Origin of the sequence: Psychrobacter lutiphocae DSM 21542, assembly GCF_000382145.1 — a bacterium.
Classification (GTDB): Bacteria; Pseudomonadota; Gammaproteobacteria; order Pseudomonadales; family Moraxellaceae; genus Psychrobacter; species Psychrobacter lutiphocae.
Genome location: NZ_KB907628.1, coordinates 58,965 through 83,014, shown reverse-complemented (window position 1 = coordinate 83,014; position 24,050 = coordinate 58,965). Strand labels below are relative to the sequence as shown.

16 protein-coding genes are annotated in these 24,050 nt (G+C 41.6%); 10 read left to right on the top strand and 6 right to left on the bottom strand.

The window, feature by feature from the left end:
* Positions 1-251: 251 nt before the first annotated feature.
* On the bottom strand, positions 252-2,438 hold the full coding sequence (locus H140_RS0104250; RefSeq protein WP_019672418.1) for a carboxy terminal-processing peptidase: 2,187 nt from the start codon (positions 2,436-2,438) through the stop codon (positions 252-254).
* Between the two features lie 700 nt (positions 2,439-3,138).
* Here H140_RS0104250 and nagZ point away from each other — a divergent pair.
* Complete coding sequence (nagZ, locus tag H140_RS0104245; RefSeq protein ID WP_019672417.1) at positions 3,139-4,230, top strand: beta-N-acetylhexosaminidase; 1,092 nt, start codon at positions 3,139-3,141, stop codon at positions 4,228-4,230.
* Positions 4,231-4,481: 251 nt separating this feature from the next.
* Here nagZ and H140_RS0104240 read toward each other — a convergent pair whose 3' ends face one another.
* Positions 4,482-6,089 carry an OmpA family protein gene (locus tag H140_RS0104240; RefSeq protein ID WP_019672416.1) on the bottom strand — a complete coding sequence of 536 codons (1,608 nt, stop codon included), beginning with the start codon at positions 6,087-6,089 and terminating at the stop codon, positions 4,482-4,484.
* A 560-nt stretch (positions 6,090-6,649) separates the two neighbouring features.
* Between H140_RS0104240 and H140_RS0104235 the strand changes: the two genes are divergently transcribed.
* Positions 6,650-7,270, top strand: coding sequence for a rhomboid family intramembrane serine protease (locus tag H140_RS0104235; RefSeq protein ID WP_019672415.1), 621 nt, complete (start codon positions 6,650-6,652; stop codon positions 7,268-7,270).
* Positions 7,271-7,432: 162 nt separating this feature from the next.
* On the opposite strand, the gene hemA is transcribed toward H140_RS0104235, so the two are convergent.
* A complete protein-coding gene (gene hemA, locus H140_RS0104230; protein ID WP_019672414.1) occupies positions 7,433-8,815 on the bottom strand; it encodes a glutamyl-tRNA reductase in 1,383 nt (460 codons plus the stop codon).
* A 372-nt stretch (positions 8,816-9,187) separates the two neighbouring features.
* On the opposite strand from hemA, the gene H140_RS0104220 reads away from it, so the two are divergent.
* Positions 9,188-10,048: a DUF72 domain-containing protein gene (locus H140_RS0104220; RefSeq protein ID WP_019672412.1), complete on the top strand. Its 861-nt coding sequence runs from the start codon at positions 9,188-9,190 to the stop codon at positions 10,046-10,048.
* 179 nt (positions 10,049-10,227) lie between these two features.
* Here the strand turns inward: H140_RS0104220 and H140_RS0104215 are convergent, their stop codons facing one another.
* The 3 genes from H140_RS0104215 to H140_RS0104205 all read right to left on the bottom strand — a co-directional run bounded on the left by H140_RS0104215 (position 10,228) and on the right by H140_RS0104205 (position 12,703).
* Positions 10,228-10,509 carry a hypothetical protein gene (locus tag H140_RS0104215; RefSeq protein ID WP_019672411.1) on the bottom strand — a complete coding sequence of 94 codons (282 nt, stop codon included), beginning with the start codon at positions 10,507-10,509 and terminating at the stop codon, positions 10,228-10,230.
* Positions 10,510-10,566: 57 nt separating this feature from the next.
* Complete coding sequence (locus H140_RS0104210) at positions 10,567-11,739, bottom strand: Na/Pi symporter (protein WP_019672410.1); 1,173 nt, start codon at positions 11,737-11,739, stop codon at positions 10,567-10,569.
* A gap of 337 nt (positions 11,740-12,076) precedes the next feature.
* A complete protein-coding gene (locus H140_RS0104205) occupies positions 12,077-12,703 on the bottom strand; it encodes a superoxide dismutase (RefSeq protein WP_019672409.1) in 627 nt (208 codons plus the stop codon).
* 627 nt (positions 12,704-13,330) lie between these two features.
* Here H140_RS0104205 and rdgB point away from each other — a divergent pair.
* The 7 genes from rdgB (at position 13,331) to H140_RS0104160 (ending at position 24,006) form a co-directional block, all read left to right on the top strand.
* Complete coding sequence (rdgB, locus tag H140_RS0104200) at positions 13,331-13,993, top strand: RdgB/HAM1 family non-canonical purine NTP pyrophosphatase (RefSeq protein WP_019672408.1); 663 nt, start codon at positions 13,331-13,333, stop codon at positions 13,991-13,993.
* A gap of 436 nt (positions 13,994-14,429) precedes the next feature.
* On the top strand, positions 14,430-15,767 hold the full coding sequence (gene tig / locus H140_RS0104195) for a trigger factor (protein ID WP_019672407.1): 1,338 nt from the start codon (positions 14,430-14,432) through the stop codon (positions 15,765-15,767).
* A gap of 345 nt (positions 15,768-16,112) precedes the next feature.
* Positions 16,113-16,817: an ATP-dependent Clp endopeptidase proteolytic subunit ClpP gene (gene clpP / locus H140_RS0104190; protein WP_026348822.1), complete on the top strand. Its 705-nt coding sequence runs from the start codon at positions 16,113-16,115 to the stop codon at positions 16,815-16,817.
* A gap of 73 nt (positions 16,818-16,890) precedes the next feature.
* Positions 16,891-18,165, top strand: a complete 1,275-nt coding sequence (gene clpX / locus H140_RS0104185; RefSeq protein ID WP_019672405.1) for an ATP-dependent protease ATP-binding subunit ClpX — start codon at positions 16,891-16,893, stop codon at positions 18,163-18,165.
* 461 nt (positions 18,166-18,626) lie between these two features.
* A complete protein-coding gene (locus tag H140_RS0104175; RefSeq protein WP_019672403.1) occupies positions 18,627-19,841 on the top strand; it encodes an MFS transporter in 1,215 nt (404 codons plus the stop codon).
* A 616-nt stretch (positions 19,842-20,457) separates the two neighbouring features.
* Entirely contained in the window at positions 20,458-22,470 is a 2,013-nt protein-coding gene (locus H140_RS0104165; protein ID WP_019672401.1) for a propionate--CoA ligase, read from the top strand.
* A gap of 147 nt (positions 22,471-22,617) precedes the next feature.
* Positions 22,618-24,006, top strand: coding sequence for a GntP family permease (locus H140_RS0104160; RefSeq protein ID WP_019672400.1), 1,389 nt, complete (start codon positions 22,618-22,620; stop codon positions 24,004-24,006).
* Positions 24,007-24,050: the final 44 nt, after the last annotated feature.

Here is a 24,050-nt window from a genome sequence, read left to right as displayed (position 1 = left end):
GAGTCATCATCCTTGATGCCGTAAAGCTATAATCGCAAATATCTAGATAAGATAATAGTCGCTAAAACGTCAGTTGTTGTAAGCATATGCTTACAAACGTAGGATGCCCTTTAATACACCTGATATAATATCAATAAAATCAATAGACTGGATCGATTAATAAGTGCATACAGAACAAAAATCCTACTTATCCAAAGTCCAGATTCTATCATGCGCTAATATAAAGATAGCACTAAGCAGTATAGCGACTTTTATGGCTGTTTAAGCTTATTAGCATCGAGCATAATTTTTGCCGCCTCAATTACAAAGGCTTCACTCTCTGGCAGCTTAGGACGCTCATCAGTCTTCATACGACTACGCTCTTCAAACAAGGCTTCTACGGCTGCTTGATGCTCCGTCCAGCTGGCATATGGCTTCTTACCAAGCGCAGTTCGACGGGCGTTTTCTGCATCTAAGGTACGCAGCTCAACTTGTTTTTGATGTGCACGACGCTCAGCTATATTTAGCGTCACTGACTTTTTGTCATCTTCCATATCACGGATTTTGTTCAAGGTATCTAGATAAACAAATTGCGGATTGATAGTCTGACGAATTTTTGACTGCTGGTTCAAAGTCGCTAGCGTATTACTGGTGAACCTACCTTCAGGTTTATAAGGTGAGGTCTTGATTGTATCCCATGCCATGGCATTTTTTTGATCACGCTCACTAAATTCAGCACCCTGATAGATATTAACCAACTCAATATCTGGTACCACTCCTTTATTTTGAGTACTACCGCCTGTGATACGATAAAATTTACGCTGAGTTAAAGTAGCAGAGCCTAACGCTAGGCTGTCTAGCTGTACTTGCGCTGTGCCTTTACCAGTTGTGGTGCTACCCACTACAAGACCACGACCATAGTCTTGCACCGCAGCTGCGAAAATCTCTGAAGCAGAAGCAGAAGCCTTGTTGACAATGACCACCAAATCCCCTGAATAAAGCTGTTTGCCACCATCTTCATCTTGATAAACCTGCACATTGCCACGGTTATCACGAATCTGAACCAATGGACCTTCTTTAATAAATAACCCTAACATTTTGGCTACTTCATCAAGTGAACCACCAGGGTTATTACGTAAATCGACCACCAGGCCATCAATATTTTGTTTGTTTAACTCTGTCAGTGCATTTTGAGTATCAATGCTCACACTGCGATAATTTTGACCACTACGACGTGCTCGATAGTTCAGATAAAAGCTTGGAATTTCAAGCACACCAATGCGTTTTGGTTGACTGCTGCCATCAGGGGTAACCGTAATTACACGCTGACTGACACCTGCATCCTCTTGCTCAATCACATCACGAGTCAGCACAATAGTGCGAGCAGCAGCATCTGGACTATTCGGCTGTTTGACTTTAACCGTCACGTCAGTACCACGTTTACCTCGTATCAATGCCACCACTTCTCGTGTTGACCAGCCCACCACATCTTGTAAAACCTCACCATCTTTAGCAACTGCCAAGATCAAGTCATTGGGCTGCACTTTGCCTGACTTAGCAGCAGGTCCCCCATCAACTAAGGTGACTATCTGAGTGTAGTCTGGGTTTTTACGATATGGTCGAATCGAGACGCCAATTCCCTCTAATTGTAGATTAGACTGTACTTGCATCTCAACCGACTGTACTGGCGCATAATAGTTGCTATGTGGATCATAAGTTAAGGTAGCGCTGTTTAACACAGACTCCATGATCTCATCACTGGTAATCCGTTCAAGTTGCTCTTGTTGACGCTGCAAACGATTTAATAATATCTCTTGTGGACTACGGTCTTCTCCTAAAATAAGGTCATTCCCCTTAGTTAACTCAGGATGTTGTCGATACAGTTCATCACGTGCTTTGTCCTCTTCTTGACCTAGAGTCAGGTTTATGACCTGTAAGGTTAGTTGCCGTTCCCAATACGTCTTTTGCTCCGCTGCTGTCTTAAATCTTGGTGCATCCTCTCTATCTAGTACCACAGAGTCATTACGATATAAGTTAATATCTTTTGTTAAAAACTGTTTAGCAAAATTATAATACTCGTTCGAGCGCTGGGTGTAACGCTTAAATATCTCTTGCGAGGCACTCAAGTCACCTTTTTTTAGTCGATTAGCAAACGTACTGCCATATTTTTCGGTTAGCTCATCAATATCAGATTGCAAAAATAAGGTGTGATTTGGATCTAAACGATTAAAATACATATCCAAAACTTTTTGACCCATTGCTTCATCAAAGCGTCTATTAGAATAATGGCCTCTATCTAATAAAGCTGCCACTTGACGAGTGGTTAACCGCTGCTCTGGGGTCGCTACAAATGCAGTCTGATCTGCAGCGACAGCAGAAGTATAGCTGTGGGTAAACACGATCCCTGCGACACCAAAGGCTGCAGCACTTAGTACCAGCTGTGTTGGTTTAGATCTCATAGAACTCTCTCACCTATATTGTGTTGTCTTTTAATATTGTGTTGTCTTTTAATTTTATCTATTAAGGCTGTATGGCATTTATGTATACAGTGCTAATATATCCACTCGATATAGCCGTTGTGTTATTTTTACTTGCTCTCGCAATAACGCAGGCTCTAGCAGTAATACAAGCTCTAGCAGTCATACAAACAGTATAATGGTATTTTTGCATAAGGCTAGGTGATCTATTTGCACATAACAATCAAGAATAGATATGCATATAGCATATTGCACATAACAATCAAGAATAGATATGCATATAGCATATTGCACATAACAATAAATATGTACAAAAAAGATATGCACTGAATAATGCCCTGATATTAGCATATCACTGAGTAATTAACTGTCTAAAACTGTATAAGCATTCTTTCCTATTTAATTTCGCCAGCTTTATTGTAATATATAGCAAAACAGCTTTTGGGTGAACATCATACCAAAATACCAGCGTAACTAGGGCGTGTCTTCATTTTGAAAATGGTGATAAAAATAAGATAAATCACAGTTAGACTAGGGCTGTATGGCAGGATTTAGCTGTTGTTAGCATATTTAAAGACAATTGTACGATACAAACTGAAGACTTGCTCTAAATATCAAAGACCCAAGCTCGAAAAAGCCAAGCAAAAATGTAAACAAACAAAACTGTAAAAAAGGAAGCCTTATGTACGGGCCATTAATGATTGATGTAGCAGGTACGCAGCTGACAGAAGAAGACCGCTGTGTCCTAAGCCAGCCACAAGTTGGAGGCATTATTTTATTTGCCCGCAACATAGATACCCCAGAGCAAGTACGGGAGCTATGCGACGACATCCGCCAAGTACAGCCCGACATTATTATCGGCGTTGATCAAGAAGGTGGCCGAGTCGCACGCTTACGTAAAGGCTTTACACCGCTACCAGCAATGGGAAAAATTGGTGATCTATTTGACCAACAGCCCTGTCAAGCACTGGCATTAGCTTATGACTGTGGCTATCTAATGGCTACTGAGGTACTGGCCGTTGGTATTGATATTAGCTTTGCCCCTGTATTAGACATCAATGGCATCAGTAAGGTGATTGGTGATCGTAGCTTTCATGCCCATACACAGGCGATAGTTGCCTTGTCCATGCAGTTTATGCGTGGTATGAAAGCGGCAGGAATGGCTACTACTGGCAAGCACTTCCCTGGACATGGCTCTATTGCACCTGACTCGCACGTAGCCGATGCCATTGACAACCGTAGTTTTGATCAAATTAAACAAGTAGATTTGCAGCCCTTTATTCAGTGTCAGCCTTGGCTAGATGCTCTGATGCCAGCGCATGTTATCTTTAATCAAGTCGATGACAAACCAGCAGGGTTTTCAAAAGTTTGGTTACAAGACATCGCTCGCAATCATTTGGGCTTTGATGGGGTGTTATTTTCAGATGACTTATCAATGAAGGCAGCACACGTCGCTGGTGATGCTGGTGCGAGAGTCAAAGCAGCAATAACGGCTGGTTGTGACATGGCGCTGGTGTGCAATGATAGAGAAGCGGCTCTACTGGCAATTGATGCCGCAAAACAATTGCCGAAGCCCAATCAGCAGCGGTTACATACCATGCGCAGTCAACTTCCGCAGTGGCAAGGCAGCCTAGAGGCCACTTGCGCCCAGTTTAATTACTGGACACAGGCCAAGCAGAATATTACTGAGGCCTTTTTTGCTGTGCCCTTACACACAAATCAAACCTCTGAGGCTGATCCCACTAATTACAAGCAACTCAGTAAATTTGAGTAAAGTCAGCATGAACAACTATGTTACAGTCAAAGACATCTCGTTACAGTCAAAGACGTCTCATTACAGTCAAAGACGTCTCATTACAGTCAAAGACGTCTCATTACAGTCAAAGAAATCTCAAATGGTTACAAGGCAGCGGACTGCAAGTACAACTCATGTAGGCTTAGCGAAGCTAACAGCGTAACCGTTTAGTAGTTCTCTGACTATACATGCTCTTCAGCGCTACAAAGACTCAATAGCACATAAATCAATTACTGCGCCGCTGTTTGCGTTGAATTAGTCTTGTTTTCGACTACTGCTGCATCTTCAACGACCTCAATCTCCTGCTCATCGCTTTGTGTCTCATCATGCACCACAAACTCAATACGGCGATTACGGAACTTACCATTTTCAGTTTCGTTACTAGCAATAGGATCTGTTTCACCCAACCCCTTAACCAATAGCTGTGAGTCATTGACACCTTGGGCAACCAAATAATCCTTCACAGCTTGTGCTCGGCGTTCAGATAAATTTTGATTATAAACTTCTGCACCATCACTATCGGTATGACCGATAATTAATAACGTCATATCTGGAATATCAACCATAATCTTAGCCGCACGCTCTAAGATTTCTTGGTTAGCTTCAGGAATTTCGGTCTTATCCACCGCAAAGTTAATCACCTGCATGCTTAAAGCTCGTGCCACATCTTTTGGCTGTGGCTGAACGCCTGTACTGCCCATTGCTTCTAAGCTATCCATGGCTTCACTAGCATCAGTAATACTTTGCTTAATCTCGGCATCAAAATCAATAGGCCCTGTCGCAATCACTGTCATCTCAGGCGCTACCGCTTGTAAATCAGCAACCAACTTATCAAGCTGTGCTGAGTCTGGCGCATCCACATGGATTTCATTACCTTCGATAATGACGTTGGCATGCGCTGTGTTTTTTATCAGTGGTAATATATCGCCTAAGTAAGCTGCTGCTGGCATCTCAGTGGCAAAGCTACTATCTATATCAGCACGACAGTTATCGATATCTACCTCATTGGCACTACCGAATACATCAGTTACCGCACTGACTATTGAATGACTCAGAACCTCATCACCAGCATTGATACGGCACGCATACAGCTCATTACCTTCACCAGTTGCTAAGCTTAATACCGCAGGCGCAAGGCTTGTCTGATCCATAACACCACCAGCTGCTGACTGCTCAGCTACTGATTGCTGTGCTTGGTGATCTGGAGTAGCAATAGGCATTGGTGTTTCTTGACAGCCTTTTAACAATGCCCACGCCAAAGCACCTAAAATAATCAACCCGATAACCGGCAATAGGGCTTTTAAAAAACCGCCACTTTCGGTTGCTGTTGTGGCTACACTAGATGTCGCCACCGCCCCTGAATTACTGACTGGCACTGAAGCACTAGCCGCCCCTGCCCCTGAAGCACCGGCCACTGCAGCGCCAACAGGAAGTAATGCTAACGCCCAATTCGGGATTAGACCTTGATACGATGATACATTATCTCTTAAAAACTGAGGAACAGGTGTGGTGCCTGCCAAGCTTTTTATTTCATTTAACGCCAACGGGGCAGCACTGACCAGCAAACCTTTTATGGTAGCAGCATTTACTTTATTATCTGAGGCCAGCCCGTCAATTAAGGCTGCTTTATCAGCCTCTTTTGGCCATAAACGATCAAAGAAGCCCAAGTCTTCACTGTGAATATCATGTTTTGCCACTTGTTCAAAGCTATCCTGATCTGTTAGCTTTGCTGCAAAAATAGCATAAAACTGTTTTAACAAATTGTCTTTTTCTGGGCTCGGAGTTTCTTCTAATACACTAGGAGTAACAATACGACTCAGATGAGTAAGTAGATCCATTGAGTAAAAACCTCGTTATTTTTTAGATATATTTATATAAGATTGATTTGTGAATTTAGAAGCTTTAAAAAAAGCTTATTAATAGCTACTAACCAGATAAGATAAATTAATTTATAGCTCATATAGTTGTAGTCAGATAAATGAGTTACAAGGCAACCGAGTGCAAGTACTACTGAAGTAGGCTAAACGAGGTTAACGCTGTAACTCTTTTATATGGCTGTGACTATAAGTAGTTCAGCTTCATAGTAGGCTGTATGGCAGTGACTTAATACCATACCTCAATTACCATCCCTCAATTACCATCCCTCAATTACCATACCTCAATATAAACTCTGACTACGTTATCAAAAGGTAAAATCTGTATTAAGCAGTGTTACAATGAGCGCTAGATATGACTAAATACACCAGATACAATAGGCCAATAGCAAAAATACGCCTTATACAGCATCATTTATATTCATGTTTTATGTTCATGTTATAGTCGTAGCTAGATTATTAAAGTACAATGCCATCATTTTTGTTCAGAATCTATATCTTCATTGTGTCAACAAGGATTAATAGTGAATAGTTTATTAAGTAGTCACACCACCTTAATCATCATTATTACTGTGATCGTCAGTCTCATGGCGTGGCAAAATAATAGCCTAATGAATCGATTGATTTTTTCGCCACTAGCCGTCAAACAAGGACAATGGTATCGCTTTATCACCCACGGCTTTGTGCATGCAGATGGTACTCACTTACTGTTTAATATGTTTACCTTATACTTTTTTGGCCGAGCTGTCGAAAACTTTTTTAACCGATATCTGGGTGGGCTGGGGTTTATTGCTATTTATTTAATTGCCATCGTGGTTGCCATGTTGCCTAGCTATTTTAAGCATAAAAATGACATGCGTTATCGTAGTTTGGGTGCTTCTGGTGGTGTGTCTGCTGTGCTATTTTCGTTTATATTAATGGCGCCTTGGAGTATGCTGTATTTATTTGCTGTTATACCTATTCCAGCCATTGTATTTGCCATTGCTTATGTGGCTTACAGTATTCACGCTAACAATAAAGGCAATTCAAATATCAACCATTTAGCACATTTGTGGGGCGGTGCTTTTGGCGTAGTAGCCACCATTTTATTATCACCTAATGTGTTGCTACATTTTCTACATGAGCTAATGCATCCAAGATTTTAACTTTATCAAAAAACTCTAGCTCATAAATAGCAGCGTTACGCTTACTTGTGAATAGTGCTTGTACCTAACTGTAACTCTCTGGCTACGGTTAACTGACTGCGACTAAACTGACTACGGTGGCTAAACTGACTACGGTGGCTAAATAATAAGAATATGAGCTCATTAACGGCGATAAGCTTCTTGCAATCCTGAAATCACTAAATCTAACACCTCAGGATCACCATCACGAGCTACTCGCCGCATCAAAGCAGATGGCGCATGTGCCAATGTTTGCGTTAATCTACGTGTCAGCTCTACCATGACTGCTTCAGGCTCAGTATCTGAGTATCTTAATTGATGTAAGGCATCTGCTAGCACTTCAGCTGCTTTGTTTTCTGCTTCAGTGCGATAGTCATGAATATCCTGACCTACCTTACGCACTTGATAACGACGCTCAATCTCAACTACCAGATGACTGACAAATAGCTCGGCCTCTACCGCTGCTTGACGCCGTTTTTCTAAATTACCAGCAATCACATGCTGTAAGTCATCGACTGAGTATAAATAGACATCATCAAGTTTGGATATCTTTGAGTCAATATCTCTAGGTACTGCCAAATCTACCATCAACATAGGACGATAGCGGCGTTTTTTTAACGCACGTCGGGTCATGCCATAATCTATGAGCATATCCATACTACCACTACAACTACTGACGATATCTGCTCGATGTAATAAGGCATCTAGCTCACTAAGTGGATGTACCTCAATTTCTAAATCTGGGCGCTGCAACTCCAATGCCAACTGCTGTGCACGCTCTGGCGTGCGGTTACAGATGATGATACGCTTCATACCCAAAGCAGCAATATTTTGTGCCACCAAGCGATTCATTTCACCCGCTGCTATCAGCATAAAAGTGGTGTCTTCTGGCTTATCAAAGATTTGGGTAACCAGTTTGGCTGCCGCATAACCCAAAGAGATGGCTTGCGTGCCGACATCGGTTTCATTACGTACCCGTTTGGCGGCTGCAAATATCTGCTCGACTACCCAACTTAGCTGATTGGTCAAAAACCCTTGTTCTTTGGCAGTATTGACAGTTTTTTTGATTTGACCAAAGATTTGTGGCTCACCCAAGATCATAGAATCGAGCCCAGCAGCGACCCTCAGTAGATGGGTTAAAGCTTGACCATCGATGTAATCATATAAATAAGGGCGCACCTCATCAAGTGGCAATACCTTGAATTCAGCTAGCCACTGTATTAACTGTTCGGTTAATTGAATTGTATTAACTGCCAACGCTGTCTCTGATTCTGCGCTATCTTCACTAGCAGAGGCATCGGTTGCCTCTTGTGAGCTTGACTGCTTCGTGTCTAAGCTTGACTGTTGCGTACTGGGCGCTAAGGCATATATTTCGGTGCGATTGCAGGTAGAGATAATCAGGCTACCAGCGGTCATTCGTTGTAAATGAGCCTGTGCTACCTGTATGTCGCCACCCACAAATGCTAGCCGTTCACGTAATGCAACGGGGGCAGTTTTATGGTTCACACCGATGACAACAAGATTCATGTAAAATCTACCAATTAATTAGAGAATAACCCACCAAAAACGTCGATAAGTAACGTTAAACCAGTAAGGCTAAAATTAAACCAATAAGGCCAAATAAGTAACTTTCAGCAGGTTCAAAAAATAGAATATGCTCATCCATACCAAGCAGTTGCTGATACGACCACACTCTACGATATCCATACTCTACTATAAATAGGGCGTCAACAACCTAATATCAAGACCTAGCTTTATGAGTTACCATCACGGATGGTTTAAATTAGGTGATTATATCATTGAATACAAGCGCAATCACAGTTACTGTATTAGAGTCTGTTTAAGATTGTGATTGAATAACTAAAATCGTCAGCCAAACCCAACCAACCAGTAATTTTTATGAGTAACTTTCCACAAATACAATCCGCCACTTACCCAACTATTTACTTAGGCACTGGCGGTTATAGCGATACGGATCTGCTAGGGACTTTGTATCCATTAGGCACCAAAAAAGCTGACTTTCTGACCGCATACGCCAAACAGTATAAAGCAGTTGAAATTAATAGTAGCTTTTATGCACCTTTAGGCCACAAAGCCTATGCAGGTATGGTTAGAAAATCAGATGCGCAAATTAAATTTGCTATCAAATTACATCAAGATTTTAGTCATACCTTAAAAGCCACCCCCAAACATGCAACCGCCTTTATCGATGCGTTACAGCCAATAATAGAAGCCAACTGCTTAGCCCCTTTATTAATCCAGTTTCCCCATGGTTTTGATAGAACCCGAAACAATCGCTTGTACTTGGCTCAATTGGTAGATTGGTTTGCTGATTTTGACTTAGCAATAGAGTTCCGTCATCCCAGTTGGCATACCCCTCAAGTAGAGCACAGCTTCCAAGATTTTGGACTCATTTGGTGCAGTGTTGACTATCCCCAGGTATCAGGATTGCCGAAATCAAAACTACTATTTACTCAGACCAATCTAGAAAACAGTAATGCCTTAGCAAAAACACGTAAGGGTTATCTACGTCTGCATGGGAATAATTTAAACTGGTGGGATGCGATATCTGCCAATGAACGCCATGACTATCGCTACTCAGTGGTAGAAATGCAAGCTTGGGCACAAGCCATTGCCAATCAGCGACAGCACTTTGACGAGCTTTATATCTTTTTTCAAAATACCACCAAAGCGCATGCTTACTACAACATTCAGATGCTACGTGATGCTCTACTAGATCTTAGCTTTACTGTCTTATGAGTGTCTTATAGCTAATACCAAAAAGTCATAAAAAAATCGCTGACAAAGCAGCGATTTTTATTAATTTATTTATCGATTTATATATCAGTTTTTCATCAGCTGTTTATCAGTAATGAGTCATGAAGAATCATCTTCAATAACAGCCCCTATTAACAACAGCATAATAACCAACCTAAAAGTTATTTTTCGCTTCGAATTTCAGCCAATGCCATGGCAATAAACTTACGTAAGTTTTTAAAACTGACATCCGCTTCTTCCAAATACTCATCAAGATGCTCTATTTCATCGTGCATTTGATCAGTTTGACGACGTTTGAGTTCAGCCATCAATGCAGCTAGTGTTTCTTCAGTTTCTTTAATCAGCTTATTAATTTCTTCATTTGATTTGATGGCAACATTGCCTGCAATATCATCTAAGGTATTAAGCTGTTTCACTGTATTTTTATGCAATCCATCGGTCATTATTATCCCCCATTATGTATGCTCCGATTATTATTACAAGCACGCTTTGCTATACCGCTATACCACCGTATTTAAAGAATAAGATACTCCTACACAGACTAAAGGAATGATAAAGAACACCCCAAGTATGTATGCTAAAGCATATACTTTCTTTTCAGAGGCAAGATTAGCAAGCCATACTGCTAACTGTGTTGGAATATTCCGTAAAAAAGGAATACCGTAGATGACTATCACACCCAAAACATTATAAGTTAAATGGATAAGAGCAATGGTCAAAGCCGCTTGCACATCGCCCTCCACTGCTGTTGAAGCAATCAAAGCGGTAATACAAGTACCTATATTTGCGCCCAAAGTAAAAGGGTAAATCTGCTTTAAACTAAAAGCACCTGAACCAGCCAGTGGTACCATTAACGAGGTAGTAGTTGAGGAGGATTGAACCAATACAGTAATAATCGTACCCGAAGCAATACCACTAATAGGACCCCGTCCCACTGTGGTATGCATAATATCTTTCGCCCGACCGACCATCAGCTGTTTTAACAACTTACCAATATAGGTAATTGATAAAAAGATAAACGCCACACCCAATACAGCCAACACAACTCCAGCTATGGGTTGCTCAAATATACTCGAAAAGCTTTTAAATAAATTAACAACTGGTTTAGTCGCAACTTTAACAAAATTAAAAGAACCAAGAGTTGCTGCATCTGTGCCCACAGCACTTGTGCCTAGCATCAAGGAGGATAAATAAGTACCTACCTTCTCCAAAATGCCAAACATCATTTCAAGCGGTAGAAAAATAATTACTGACAATAGATTAAAGTAATCATGTACAGTGGCTGCCGCAAACGCACGTTTAAACTCAAATTTATCACTAATATGTCCCATAGAAACAATGGTATTAGTAATAGACGTACCCACATTTGCCCCCATCACCATAGGTACTGCTAGCTCAACAGGCAACCCCCCTGCTACTAACCCGACAATAATTGAAGTCACAGTAGAGGAAGACTGAATCAGCGCTGTGGCAACAATACCAATCACCAACCCCATAAAAGGATTAGTAGCAAACGCAAATAACTGCTCAGCTTGCCCTTGTGTCGCTCCTTTGAAGCCAGATCCAATCATGCCAACCGCACAAATCAGCAAATAAACCAATCCGGCTACGGCTAGCCAACGTACTGCATGATTACCACCTTGTGTCGATTTTGTAGCAACAGCCCCAGACATATATACTCCTACCCTAATAAAATAATGACTACAAACCAGTAGCATCATTATTATAAGTCTGAAATATGACAAAAAGGTGACAGCTTATACCTTGCTTTATCTAATACCAAATCTGAAAATTAAGATATCGAGGAAAACAAGTGCATACGCTACAAGCAGTAGGTTTAGCGAGTTTGACAAAGATAGGTTGTTTTTTAGAAAAAGATAGGTTGTTTTTTAGAAAAAGATAGGTTGTTTTTTAGAAAAAGATAGGTTGTTTTTTAGAAAAGGTATAAAAAAAGGACACCCAGAAGGGTATCCTTTGTCATCATCTAATAATTATAGATAAGTCAGCTACTTATGCTTCAACACCAGCGTCTTGACCTTTGTACTTAGCGTTTGCATAATCCCAGTTTACAAGCTTGTCTAGGAAAGTATCAACATAGTCAGGACGGCGGTTACGATAGTCGATATAGTAAGCGTGTTCCCACACGTCACAAGTTAGTACGGCAACTTTACCATGTGCTAGTGGTGTATCAGCGTTTGCTGTTTTCATGATTGACAGCTTACCACCAACTGCATCTGCAACTAACCATGCCCAACCTGAACCAAACTGAGATGTTGCTGCATTTTTGAACTCTTCACGGAATTTATCGTATGAGCCAAAATCTTCTTCAATTTTTGCTTTTAGATCACCAGTAGGTTCACCACCACCATTTGGTGTCATGCAGTTCCAGTAAAAAGTATGGTTCCAAACTTGAGCTGCTTGGTTAAACATGCCTTGCTTGCTGTCATCTTTAGCAGTGGCGGTGATGATTTCAGCAAGTGACTTACCTTCAAGACCTGAACCTGGTAGCAATTCGTTTAACTTAGTGACATATGCATTGTGATGTTTGTCATGGTGAAACTCTAAAGTTTCTGCACTGATATGTGGCTCTAGTGCATCTTTTGCATAAGGTAACTCTGGTAGATTAATGTTTGACATATTATTGTATCCCTTGGCTGGTTTAGCCTGCTAATCAATTTTTATTTGATTAAAAAAGCATGTATTCACTGACACACACTATCAGGCTAAAGTGGCTTATTTTATGAAAAATCCTAAAATCGTAATTAGCAAAATCCCTCATAGCTCTCTATCCTTTGTAACCTTTTAGTTAACCTTTGAAACTCTCTGTTTTTATCTACATTAGCTAGAGCAAAAGATTAATTGGAGCTAAAGGTTAGTTAGAGTTAAAGTTTGTCACGGTTGACGCTTACATATTACCATAGCTAATTACCACGACTAGCTTAATTGCGAATTGTTGCTTAATTATTAATTGCTTGACTACTGTTGAATTGCTTGTATTAATTGCTTAAATACTTAACAACGATTTAAATACTTAACAACGCATAGCAACTAGCGCTAATAACTAGAGCGTTCGCTAATTAAACTTTTGCTAATTCTCGGTTTTAAGTATAGCAAAACGAAGTGGCCATCTCAGTTACTGAATGTTATGCCACGTAATGATTTTTTAATAATTATAATTGATAAAATCAATCACAGCTCTAAGCTCTAGTGTCTGTTGAGCCATTATCTTCGTAGAAACAATTGAAATAAACCAAAGGATAAGTTATGAACGCAACAACAACACATACAACCCATACATCATTGAGTAGTAGCTGTGATAGCACAGCTGAAAAATGGGTACTCGCCAGCAACAATAAAGGCAAACTGGCAGAGTTTAAACGTCTGTTTCAGCAAGCTAACCTTGATATCGACATTGTGCCTCAGGGTGCTTTGAATATTGAAGATGCAGTAGAAGATGGCTTGAGCTTTATTGAAAATGCCATCATCAAGGCCCGTCATGCCAGTCGTGCTAGTGGCCTGCCAGCCATTGCGGATGACTCAGGTCTGTGCGTACCGATACTCAATAATGCGCCTGGCATCTACTCTGCCCGTTATGCTGGTGAACATGGCAACGATGCCCACAATAACCAAAAGCTGCTAACCGACCTGCTACCGTATCGAGGCGAGCAACCTCTTATTGGCTACTTTGTCTGCGTGCTGGCATGGGTACATCATGCTGATGACCCACTACCTATCGTAGCACAGGGCTTATGGCGTGGTGAAATTTTAACTGAGCCACAAGGAGAATATGGCTTTGGCTATGATCCTTTATTTTGGCTACCTGAACGACTGCAAACAGCGGCACAGCTAGACCCTCAAACCAAGAACAAACTTAGCCATCGTGGTCAAGCAATGCAAGCATTATTACAGCAGCTGTCTAAACGCTGATACCGCTCTAAGACTTATGGCTAATCTAAGGCTTGCACTCGTCTAAAATATGGCTGATTAAAAATATCATAAAACTGAGTAATTTTTACTTTATTTTTACTTTGATTCACTGATAGACTATACTGTTCTCCTTTTATTAATTTGTCGTAGGGACATAAGTGGATTATTCCTACTCCTACGCCCTTGCGTTTTTGCTTAGCCCAATAAAACGCCAAATGTTAAAATAAAAGGGCTATTTTATTTTTTAGATAATATCTAAAGGCCAGTTTCTAGTTTTAGCGTTAAGTTCTTGGCAGTCTCTTTATGCTATTTATTTATATCCAACGCTATCAAATGCTAACTATATCAAATATATGGCATTCAATAGTGCTGAGATAATAGATATAAAGTACTGCTTACATTAAATTCAAACGATTAACATACAGGGTTAATAACCATGGCAAAAGATCTACAAGTCACGACCAATAAAGTCAATGACAACCAAACTCAACTAACAGTCAAAGTGCCTGTTGAACAAATTCAAAACCAAGTTGAAAGTCGTATTCGCAAAGTAGCCAAAACTGCTAAAATTGACGGTTTCCGCAAAGGTAAAGTACCTGTGTCGCACATTCGTGCCCAATATGGCGCTGGTATTCAGCAAGAAGTGATCAATGATGTGATCCGTGATACTGTATTTGAAGCAATTAAAGCAGAAGACGTGCGTGCGGTTGGCATGCCAAATATCGATGATGTCAAACTTGAAGATGAATTCTTAGTATATCAAGCCACTGTTGAAATCTTCCCAGAAATTGAAGTTGTAGGCCTTGATGAAATCGAAGTTGAGCGTCACACAGCGACCATCAACGATGAAGACGTTGATACCATGATCGAAAACCTTCGCAAACAGCGTCAAGAGTTTGTCGAAAAAGAAGGGGCTTCTGCTGAAGGCGACCAAGTGACCTTTGACTTTGAAGGTACTGTTGATGGTGAAAAATTTGAAGGCGGTGCTGCTGAAGACTTCAAACTAGTATTAGGCAGTGGTCAAATGATCCCAGGCTTTGAAGACGGTATCATTGGCATGAGTGCTGACGAAGACAAAACCATTGATGTGACTTTTCCAGAAGATTATCAAGCTGAGCACTTAGCTGGTAAAGAAGCACAGTTCAAAATCAACGTCAAAAAAGTTGAAGAAGCTAAATTGCCAGAAATCGATGATGATTTCTTAGAGCTATTTGGAGTTACTGAAGGTGGTGTTGAACAGCTAAAAGAAGATGTTCGCAAAAACATGCTGCGTGAAATCAAAAATGCTGCTCGTGCTCAAATCAAAAAAGCCACCTTTGATGCCCTACTTGAGAAAAACCAGTTTGACATCCCAAGTGCTATGGTAGATCAAGAAGTAGAACGTCAACGTGACTTAATGCTGCAACGTTTTGCTCAGCAGTTTGGCGGTAATCCAAACAGCATCGACAAAGATATGTTGCCACGTGAGTTATTTGAGGAACAGGCTATCAACACTGCACGTCTAGGTGTTATGGTGTCACGTCTGATCGAAGCCAACAATCTGGAAGTAGATCAAGATCGTGTCGAAGCCTTTATTAAAGAAACTGCTGAAAACTACGAAGATCCACAAGAAGTTATCGACTACTACACCAATGATGCCCAACAACGTGCTAACATTGAGTCTGTGGTATTAGAAGATCAAGTGATTGACTTTTTGTTAGAAAAAGCAAAAGTTACTGAAAAAGAAGTCGATTATCAAGAACTTCTAGCGTCTCAGCAACAAGGTCTAATATAGGCGCTGTTACATCAAAGCAAGCGTATTAGTCGCTTTGTTAGTTTCTGTTAGCTATCGACCAGTTAGCTATTAACAAAAATGCCCTAACTCAAATTAGTTGGGGCTTTTTTGTCCGTAAATAGTTTGGTTTTTTATCTTTAATAGTTTTGTCAGAGGCCTGAAATAGCTGAAATATTAGGGGCTGAAATCAACCAAGCGCTTGATTTATTAGCAACCACCCCCCAAAATATAAATCAATAACATACTCATTTTTTTAATTAAAGGTAACCTATTATTTATTAGCAATCAATATATGATTAGAGTTATCAACCAAACACAAGGATTATTATGAATCAACACACTCACATGCAGGACATCGAGCGTATCTTAAACAACCCACACTTTGATCAATTAGTTACTGCCCATGATGCGGTATTAAATGACCTACATGATGCTACGGTTAGTACGCCTCAAGCGGCTTTAGTGCCTATGGTTGTTGAGCAATCTGCTCGTGGTGAGCGCTCATTTGACATTTATTCACGCCTATTGCGTGAGCGTGTCATCTTTTTAACAGGCCCAGTTGAAGATAATATGGCCAACTTAATTGTGGCACAGATGTTATTTTTGGAAGCAGAAAATCCAGAAAAAGATATCCACTTATACATCAACTCACCAGGTGGCTCAGTGAGCGCAGGTCTTGCCATGTTCGATACCATGAACTTCATCAAACCAGACGTATCAACCATCTGTATGGGCGGTGCGTATAGCATGGGCTCATTCTTATTGGCCGCAGGTGAAAAAGGCAAACGCTATGCCTTAGCAAACTCTCGTGTGATGATTCACCAGCCTTCTGGTGGTGCCAAAGGTCAGGCGACAGATATTGAGATTAACGCCCGCGAAATCTTAAAAATCCGTGACCGCCTCAACCGCATCTTATCTGAGCGCACTGGTCAACCATTAGAAAAAATTGAAAAAGACGTAGAGCGAGATTACTGGCTAGACGCCTACGAAGCCAAAGAATATGGTCTGGTAGATGAGGTCTTAGAACGCCGCCCTGAAGAGGAAAAGTAACCGCCTTGCTGGCCTAATCAATACCGGCTAACCCCCTATGAAAACGCTAAGCAATAATTAAGGAGCGCCAAGCATGGCCAAAGACAACACACCACACTGTTCATTTTGTGGTAAAAAGAAAGACGAAGTAGCACAGCTGATTGCCGCAGATAACGCCAATATCTGTAACGAATGTGTGGCACTGTGCACCGACCTAATCGAAGAAGGTGGTGTCGACACTGGTGATGAGGACAGCGAAGTAAATACTTGGCTGACCAAAGAATTACCAACACCGAAAGAAATCAGAGAACATTTAGACGGTCATGTGATTGGCCAAGATACCGCCAAAAAGGCGCTGTCTGTTGCCGTTTATAATCATTATAAGCGCCTAAAAGTGGCAGCCTTGTTGGCAGAAGACCGCAAACAAACCAAAATTGGCGCTGATGATGCCATGGTTGAGCTGTCAAAAAGTAATATCTTGCTGATTGGTCCAACTGGATCGGGTAAGACCTTACTGGCTCAAACTCTTGCCCGTATGCTAGACGTCCCTTTTGCGATGGCCGATGCCACTACCTTAACCGAAGCTGGTTATGTGGGTGAAGACGTTGAAAATATTGTCCAAAAGCTATTACAAGCCGCTGATTATGACGTTGAGAAAGCCGAACAAGGCATTATCTACGTCGATGAAATTGATAAGATTAGTAAAAAAGGCGAAAACATGTCTATTACCCGTGACGTATCGGGTGAAGGCGTACAGCAAGCCTTGCTAAAATTAATTGAGGGGACAGTTGCCGCCATTCCACCTCATGGTGGCCGCAAACATCCAAACCAAGAGCTTATCCAAGTTGACACCAGTAACATTTTGGTCATCGTTGGTGGTGCCTTCTCTGGTCTGGACAAAGTGATTCAGCAGCGTACAGAGAAGACAGGCATTGGCTTTAACGCAGAAGTGAAATCCAAAGATGACAACCGCCAGTTGTCTGAATTGTTTAAGCAAGTTGAACCAGAAGATTTAATTAAATTTGGTCTAATTCCAGAGTTAATTGGTCGTTTGCCTGTGATTGCAACGCTTGAAGAGCTTGATGAAGATGCATTAATGCAGATCTTAACTGAGCCGAAAAACGCCATTGTCAAACAGTATCAATACTTGTTTGAAATGGAAGATGCTGAGCTTACCTTTACCGATGACGCATTAAAAGCCATTGCTCATAAAGCCATGGAACGCAAAACTGGTGCCCGTGGTCTGCGCTCTATCGTCGAAAATGCGCTACTCGATACCATGTATGAGTTGCCTTCTATGGACAGTGCAAAAACCGTCTTAGTCGATGAAACTGTCATTAATGATGGTGCTGCTCCTAAAATAGCGTAATGCAAACCGCTTGTCTTAAGCTTGTTTCAAAATACAACGACAAATAACAAAACAACAAGAACGCTTATCTTACGTTGATAGGCGTTTTTTTATTGCTGGGCATGATCTGTCCTTGTTGACGAGCTTGATTACGCCAATTATACAGGGTCTGTAAGTAATCCCATGCCTTCACTTTTTGCAACTTGGGCTACACTCATGTTATTGGGTGGGGATAGTTTGCTTAGTATCGCTTGCTTTCTCTCTTTGCTGTATCTTGGCATCTTTGTACCTTGTTGCCCCATTTAGTTTATTCTTAGGGGGTGACAACTATCCTGACATAGGGGGCTATTTAATGACTCGATTGCATTTGGTCGTATAAACTGCTTTTCTGATGTCTACAATGGGTTAAAATCGTATTATTGCGTAAGTGATAAAATAACACGAAATCCACAACATAGGCTTAGATACATCTTGGTCATATTATGCTAAAGTCAGTCGACTCAACTCTACCTGTAAACCCTCATTTAAAACCAACTTGGGTCTTAAAAGCCACAGTGATGCTTATCGCTGTATTTGCCTTTTTGCAGGTCTACTCCATTCAGTCTATCTTACCCGTTTTAATGCTTGATTTTAATGCCAGTGAAGTACAAGCTGGTATGGCTGTTGGTGCTACGGTGATGGCGGTTGCTATTATGTCCCCTTTTTTAGGTATGCTGTCCGATGCCATTGGGCGTAAGTCTATTATTATTGGGGCGTTGTTGTTTTTGGCGATACCGACTGCGCTTATTGCCAATAGTCAAAGCATTGAGAGCCTAACTTTTTGGCGCTTCTTGCAAGGCTTGTCGGTACCAGGTATTACGGTGGTGACCATCGCCTATCTGGGTGAGGAGTTTAAGGGTGGGGCGATAGCTGAGCTCATGGCGTACTATGTGTCAGGAACGGTATTAGGTGGGTTCTCAGGACGCTTTGTACTCGGCCATTTGCATGAGTGGGTGGGTTGGCGTGTAGCCTACTATTTGATGGCGGTGTTCACCGTGGCTGGTGCACTGTGGGTCGCTAAGACTCTGCCTGCGTCTCAGCACTTTGTCGCAAGCCCTAAGTTTCGGACAGCACTAGCCACCTTGGCGGGTCATTTACATAATCGCTATGTCATCTCTGCGTGTTTGCTTGGGTTTTGTGTGCTGTTCTCGCTGGTTGGTTGCTTTACCTTTATTAACTTACATCTAGCAGATACGCCTTATCGGTTAAATACAGGTGAGCTTGCCAATATCTTTACTGTCTATCTTATCGGTGTCGTCATTACGCCACTGTCGGCGAAGCTTATTCAACGCTTTGGTTCAGCACGTACTATCGTGGTGGCGGTTATTATGTCGATGATTGGGGTATTGATAGCGCTATTGTCTCCTTTGTGGGTAATCATTATTGGGCTTACGATTATGTCGTCTGGGGTGTTTATTACTCAGTCTGCGACCATCGGCTATATTGCCAGCAATGTGCATGAGGGACGTTCGTTGGCGTCTGGTTTGTATTATATGTGTTATTACGCTGGTGGTACGGTGGGCGCTTGGGTCTGTGGCTTGGTGTATAGTCATGGTCAGTGGTCAGCAACTGTGTTGGCCTTATTGGCAATGCAGGTATTTGCGCTGTTGGTGGCCTCGGTGGCGATGGTTAAGACGCCTCTGATTTCTAACCACTGACCTTCTAGTAGTTAGCTTAATCAGTAGTTAGCTTAATCAAGAGTTAGCTTAATCAAGAGTTAGCTTAATCAAGAGTTAACGGTTGTGGGTTGGGTTGTGTCGATTGTGATGTATTTGGGTACTAAGCTACTTATGAGCACTCAACTGGATTGGGCATATTAGGGACTGGCTTCGTGTGGTGCTGGCTTTGATATATGCGGTGTCGGCTTGAGGCATTAAGCGTTGCGCTTGGCCGAGGGACGAGGCGCGCGCCACTGTGGATAGAAGCTTGGAGTGTGAAGTCGCATATTTCGTAGGGTGGTAGTGTTCCAGATGTTGAGGCCAGTTTTTTGCTTTTGTTTTTTTGCTTTTGTTGTTTGTTTGAGCTTGAGTTTGAGCTGGGGTAGAGATTGTTGGTTTAAGTTGTTGGCGGTTATGTTATTTTTGTATTGACCTATGCCTGTAAACTTTGTTAAATTGAATTCACTGTTAAAACGATATGTTTTGTATCGATTTTGTTTTTTACTCTTTTTTAATTTAAAAAAAGAAACTGGATGTGCAAGGAAAGCAAGCCTCATAAATAAGGTGGGTGGATACCCCTTTATTTTTATTTTATTTATTAGCTAAGGACAGCGCCATGAAATATGCCAATTCAAATTATACCGCCAGTAGCACCCGCTCGTTTGCCGAGCTGTATCAAACCTCTTTAGACAATCCTTCTGACTTTTGGCGTCAACAAGCCGAACGTATTTATTGGCATAAACAGCCTGAGAGTGTGTTGGATGATAGTAAGTTGCCGTTTGCTAGGTGGTTTGTCGGTGGTGAGACCAATATTTGTTATAACTGTGTCGATCGTCATGTGCCAGAACGGGCAGAGCAGGATGCCTTTGTGTGGGTGTCGTCTGAGATTAATCAAGACTTAATTGACAACCATCCAGGTGTGGTCGATGCGTTTCAGGCGCTGGATAATCATGTCGAGTTTTATACCGATTATGCCAAGCGCCGTCTGACCTATAACCGCTTGTATAAAGAGGTCAATTATTTTGCTGATGTCCTGCAACGTCTGGGTGTGGGCAAGGGTGACCGAGTGGTTATTTATATGCCGATGATACTGGAGGCGGCTTATGCGATGCTGGCCTGTACCCGAATTGGGGCGGTTCATTCTGTGGTGTTCGGTGGCTTTGCGGCGCATAATTTGGCAGTGCGTATGACGGATGCTCAGGCGAAAGTGGTGATTACGGTGGATGCTGGTCTGCGTGGCGGTAAGGTAATAAATTATAAAAATCTGGTCAATCAAGGGGTTGAGCAGGCGGGCTATAAACCAGAAAAAGTGCTGGTGGTTAACCGAGGCATCATGCCCTATCAACCACAGCCTATCGATGTCGACTATGCTACTGAACGCCGTATCAGTCGTGATGCTAAGGCTGAGGTTACGCCTGTGTGGCTTGAGTCTAATGAGCCATCATACCTGTTATACACTTCGGGTACAACGGGTACGCCAAAAGGGGTGCAGCGTGATACTGGCGGTCATGCGGTGGCGCTGACCACATCTATTGACTTAATTTATGATGGTAAGCCTGGTGAAACTTTTTGGGCAATATCAGATATCGGCTGGGCAGTCGGACACTCTTATACTATCTATGCCCCACTACTTGCTGGTATGACCAGTATTATGTATGAAGGTCTGCCGCATCGCCCAAATCCAGGTATTTGGTGGCGTATTGTGGAAGCCAATAAGGTCAATATTCTGTTTACTGCTCCGACAGGCATCCGTATGCTAAAAAAACAAGATGAGTCTTGGTTGGCCCGTTATAACACCAGTAGTGTCAAGTCTTTCTTTTTGGCTGGTGAGCCGTTAGATGAGCCAACTGCCGATTGGCTATCTAGACATTTGGGCGTACCAATCTTGGATCATTACTGGCAAACGGAAACTGGCTGGCCCATCTTGAGCCATGTGCCTAAGTTTGATTACAAAGATCATAAGCCAGGCTCACCTGGTTATCCGATGTATGGCTTTGATGTTAAAGTGCTTAATGAAGAAACCGGTGAGCCTTGTAAACCCGGTGAAAAAGGTCTACTGGCTATTAAGGCACCACTTCCCCCTGGTTGTTTGACCACAGTCTGGCGTAATGATGAGCGCTTTATTAAAAGCTATTACAATTTATTTGATGGCAAACAGTACTCTAGCTCAGACTACGCAATGACCGATGCAGATGGTTATTTTTATATTTTAGGGCGTACGGATGATGTGATTAATGTCGCTGGTCATCGGTTGGGCACTCAAGAAATCGAGGCTGCCATTAGTGAGCATCCTGAGGTCGCTGAGGTTGGGGTGGTTGGTATCAAAGATGAGCTAAAAGGTGAGTTGCCGATTGCGTTTTGTATTTTGCGAGATCCTTCTATTATTGCCGATACCGAAAATCGCTTTCGAGTAGAACAGCAAATATTTGGCATTGTCGCCAAGTCATTGGGCGCACTGGCTCGACCTGCTGCGGTCTACTTCCCCACTGCCCTACCCAAAACCCGCTCAGGAAAAATCTTGCGCCGTGCCATTCGTGCGCTTGCTGAAGGTCAAGATACTGGAGATATGTCTACTCTAGATGATCCAACAGCTATTGAAGCGGTGAAGGCAGCAATTGCGGGATATTAGGCAAAAGGGATATAGTCTACTGCGAAGATAGATGCTTTTGGCTAAACAACATTAACGGCTAATGAATTTTTAGAAACAAAGTATTTTTTAAAGGAGTTAGGAAATACTCGATACTAAACCAATATCTATTATGCAAGGATGCTAAAAATGAGTATTTTCGCAATTGTTTTATCCCTCATATTGTTAATGTATTTTGCTTATAAAGGCGTTAGTGTTTTAATTCTAGCGCCTGTACTATCTGTACTCGCTGTTATTTTAAGTGGTCAAGGCTCTGAAGCCATGGGGGTCTATACCCAAATCTTTATGAAAGGTATGGGGGGCTTTGCTGTTAAATACTTCCCCTTATTTATTTTAGGCGCAATGTTTGGCAAGCTAATGCAGGATTCAGGATATGCTTACAGTATATCCCGTAACATCGTAGAAAAATTAGGGGCAAAACACGCTCTACTTTCTGTAGTTATCGCTTGCGCAATTTTAACCTATGGCGGTGTCTCAGTTTTTGTCGTAGTATTTGCTATTTATCCCATTGCAGCCACTTTATTCAAGCAAGCTAATATTCCTAAAAGGCTTATTCCTGCTGCTATATGTATTGGTGCAGCCACTTTTACAATGACAGCCTTGCCAGGCACTCCTGCGATACACAATGCAATTCCCATGCCCTACTTCCAGACCGATGCCTTTGCCGCACCAGGTTTAGGTATCATTGCATCAATTATTATGCTTGGCTGTGGGGTGCTTTGGATGAATCGTCAGCAACGTATAGCCACTGCAAACAATGAAGGCTATGGCGACCATACATTAAATGAAGCACCACCTCTATCTCATGAGAATCTACCTAACTTCTGGCTCGCATTAGTTCCCATCGTGATTGTTATCACTGGTAATTATATTTTTTCTAAAATTATTTTGCCCATAGGAAACCATAGCTATTTATCTGCTGATAAATTTGGTGGCATTGATATCAGTGCTGTTATTGGCATGTGGTCTATCTTATTTTCTTTATTACTAGCCTGCTTATTCGTCATACTTATGAATATAGGCAAAATTAAGAATATGGTGGATAGTCTTAATAAAGGAGCAACCAGCTCTCTTTTACCTATCTTTAATACAGCGTCAGAAGTGGGCTATGGTTCCGTCATTGCAACATTAGCTGGCTTTGCTATTATTAAGAAATACTTAACAAGCATATCTCCAGATAATCCTTTGATCTCTGAAGCCATTATGATCAATATACTATCTGGTATTACAGGCTCAGCATCTGGTGGACTAGGTATTTCACTTGAAATTATGGGTGAAACCTATATGCAACTGGCTCAGCAGTATGATATCAGTCCCGAACTAATACATAGAATTGCCGCTTTAGCTTGTGGTGGACTTGATGCCATGCCTCATAACGGCTTTATTATTACTATGCTTCTTATTTGCGGCTTAACCCACAAAGAGTCCTATAAAGATATTTTTGTGACAGCAGTGGTCATTCCTATCATTACCCTAATCGTGATTATTATGCTTGGCACCTTATTTGGCTCATTTTAATCAGTAGACAAACTTATGATTAAAAATATTATCTAAATTAGCCA

Excerpts from the sequence above, each read along its gene's own strand:
- hemA (WP_019672414.1), bottom strand. The coding sequence starts at position 8,815 with ATGAATCTTGTTGTCATCGGTGTGAACCATAAAACTGCCCCCGTTGCA.
- rdgB (WP_019672408.1), top strand. The coding sequence starts at position 13,331 with ATGAACGCAACAACAACACATACAACCCATACATCATTGAGTAGTAGC.
- H140_RS0104220 (WP_019672412.1), top strand. The coding sequence starts at position 9,188 with ATGAGTAACTTTCCACAAATACAATCCGCCACTTACCCAACTATTTAC.
- H140_RS0104250 (WP_019672418.1), bottom strand. The coding sequence starts at position 2,438 with ATGAGATCTAAACCAACACAGCTGGTACTAAGTGCTGCAGCCTTTGGT.
- H140_RS0104165 (WP_019672401.1), top strand. The coding sequence starts at position 20,458 with ATGAAATATGCCAATTCAAATTATACCGCCAGTAGCACCCGCTCGTTT.
- H140_RS0104215 (WP_019672411.1), bottom strand. The coding sequence starts at position 10,509 with ATGACCGATGGATTGCATAAAAATACAGTGAAACAGCTTAATACCTTA.
- H140_RS0104240 (WP_019672416.1), bottom strand. The coding sequence starts at position 6,089 with ATGGATCTACTTACTCATCTGAGTCGTATTGTTACTCCTAGTGTATTA.
- H140_RS0104160 (WP_019672400.1), top strand. The coding sequence starts at position 22,618 with ATGAGTATTTTCGCAATTGTTTTATCCCTCATATTGTTAATGTATTTT.
- clpP (WP_026348822.1), top strand. The coding sequence starts at position 16,113 with ATGCAGGACATCGAGCGTATCTTAAACAACCCACACTTTGATCAATTA.
- H140_RS0104205 (WP_019672409.1), bottom strand. The coding sequence starts at position 12,703 with ATGTCAAACATTAATCTACCAGAGTTACCTTATGCAAAAGATGCACTA.
- clpX (WP_019672405.1), top strand. The coding sequence starts at position 16,891 with ATGGCCAAAGACAACACACCACACTGTTCATTTTGTGGTAAAAAGAAA.
- tig (WP_019672407.1), top strand. The coding sequence starts at position 14,430 with ATGGCAAAAGATCTACAAGTCACGACCAATAAAGTCAATGACAACCAA.
- nagZ (WP_019672417.1), top strand. The coding sequence starts at position 3,139 with ATGTACGGGCCATTAATGATTGATGTAGCAGGTACGCAGCTGACAGAA.
- H140_RS0104175 (WP_019672403.1), top strand. The coding sequence starts at position 18,627 with ATGCTAAAGTCAGTCGACTCAACTCTACCTGTAAACCCTCATTTAAAA.
- H140_RS0104210 (WP_019672410.1), bottom strand. The coding sequence starts at position 11,739 with ATGTCTGGGGCTGTTGCTACAAAATCGACACAAGGTGGTAATCATGCA.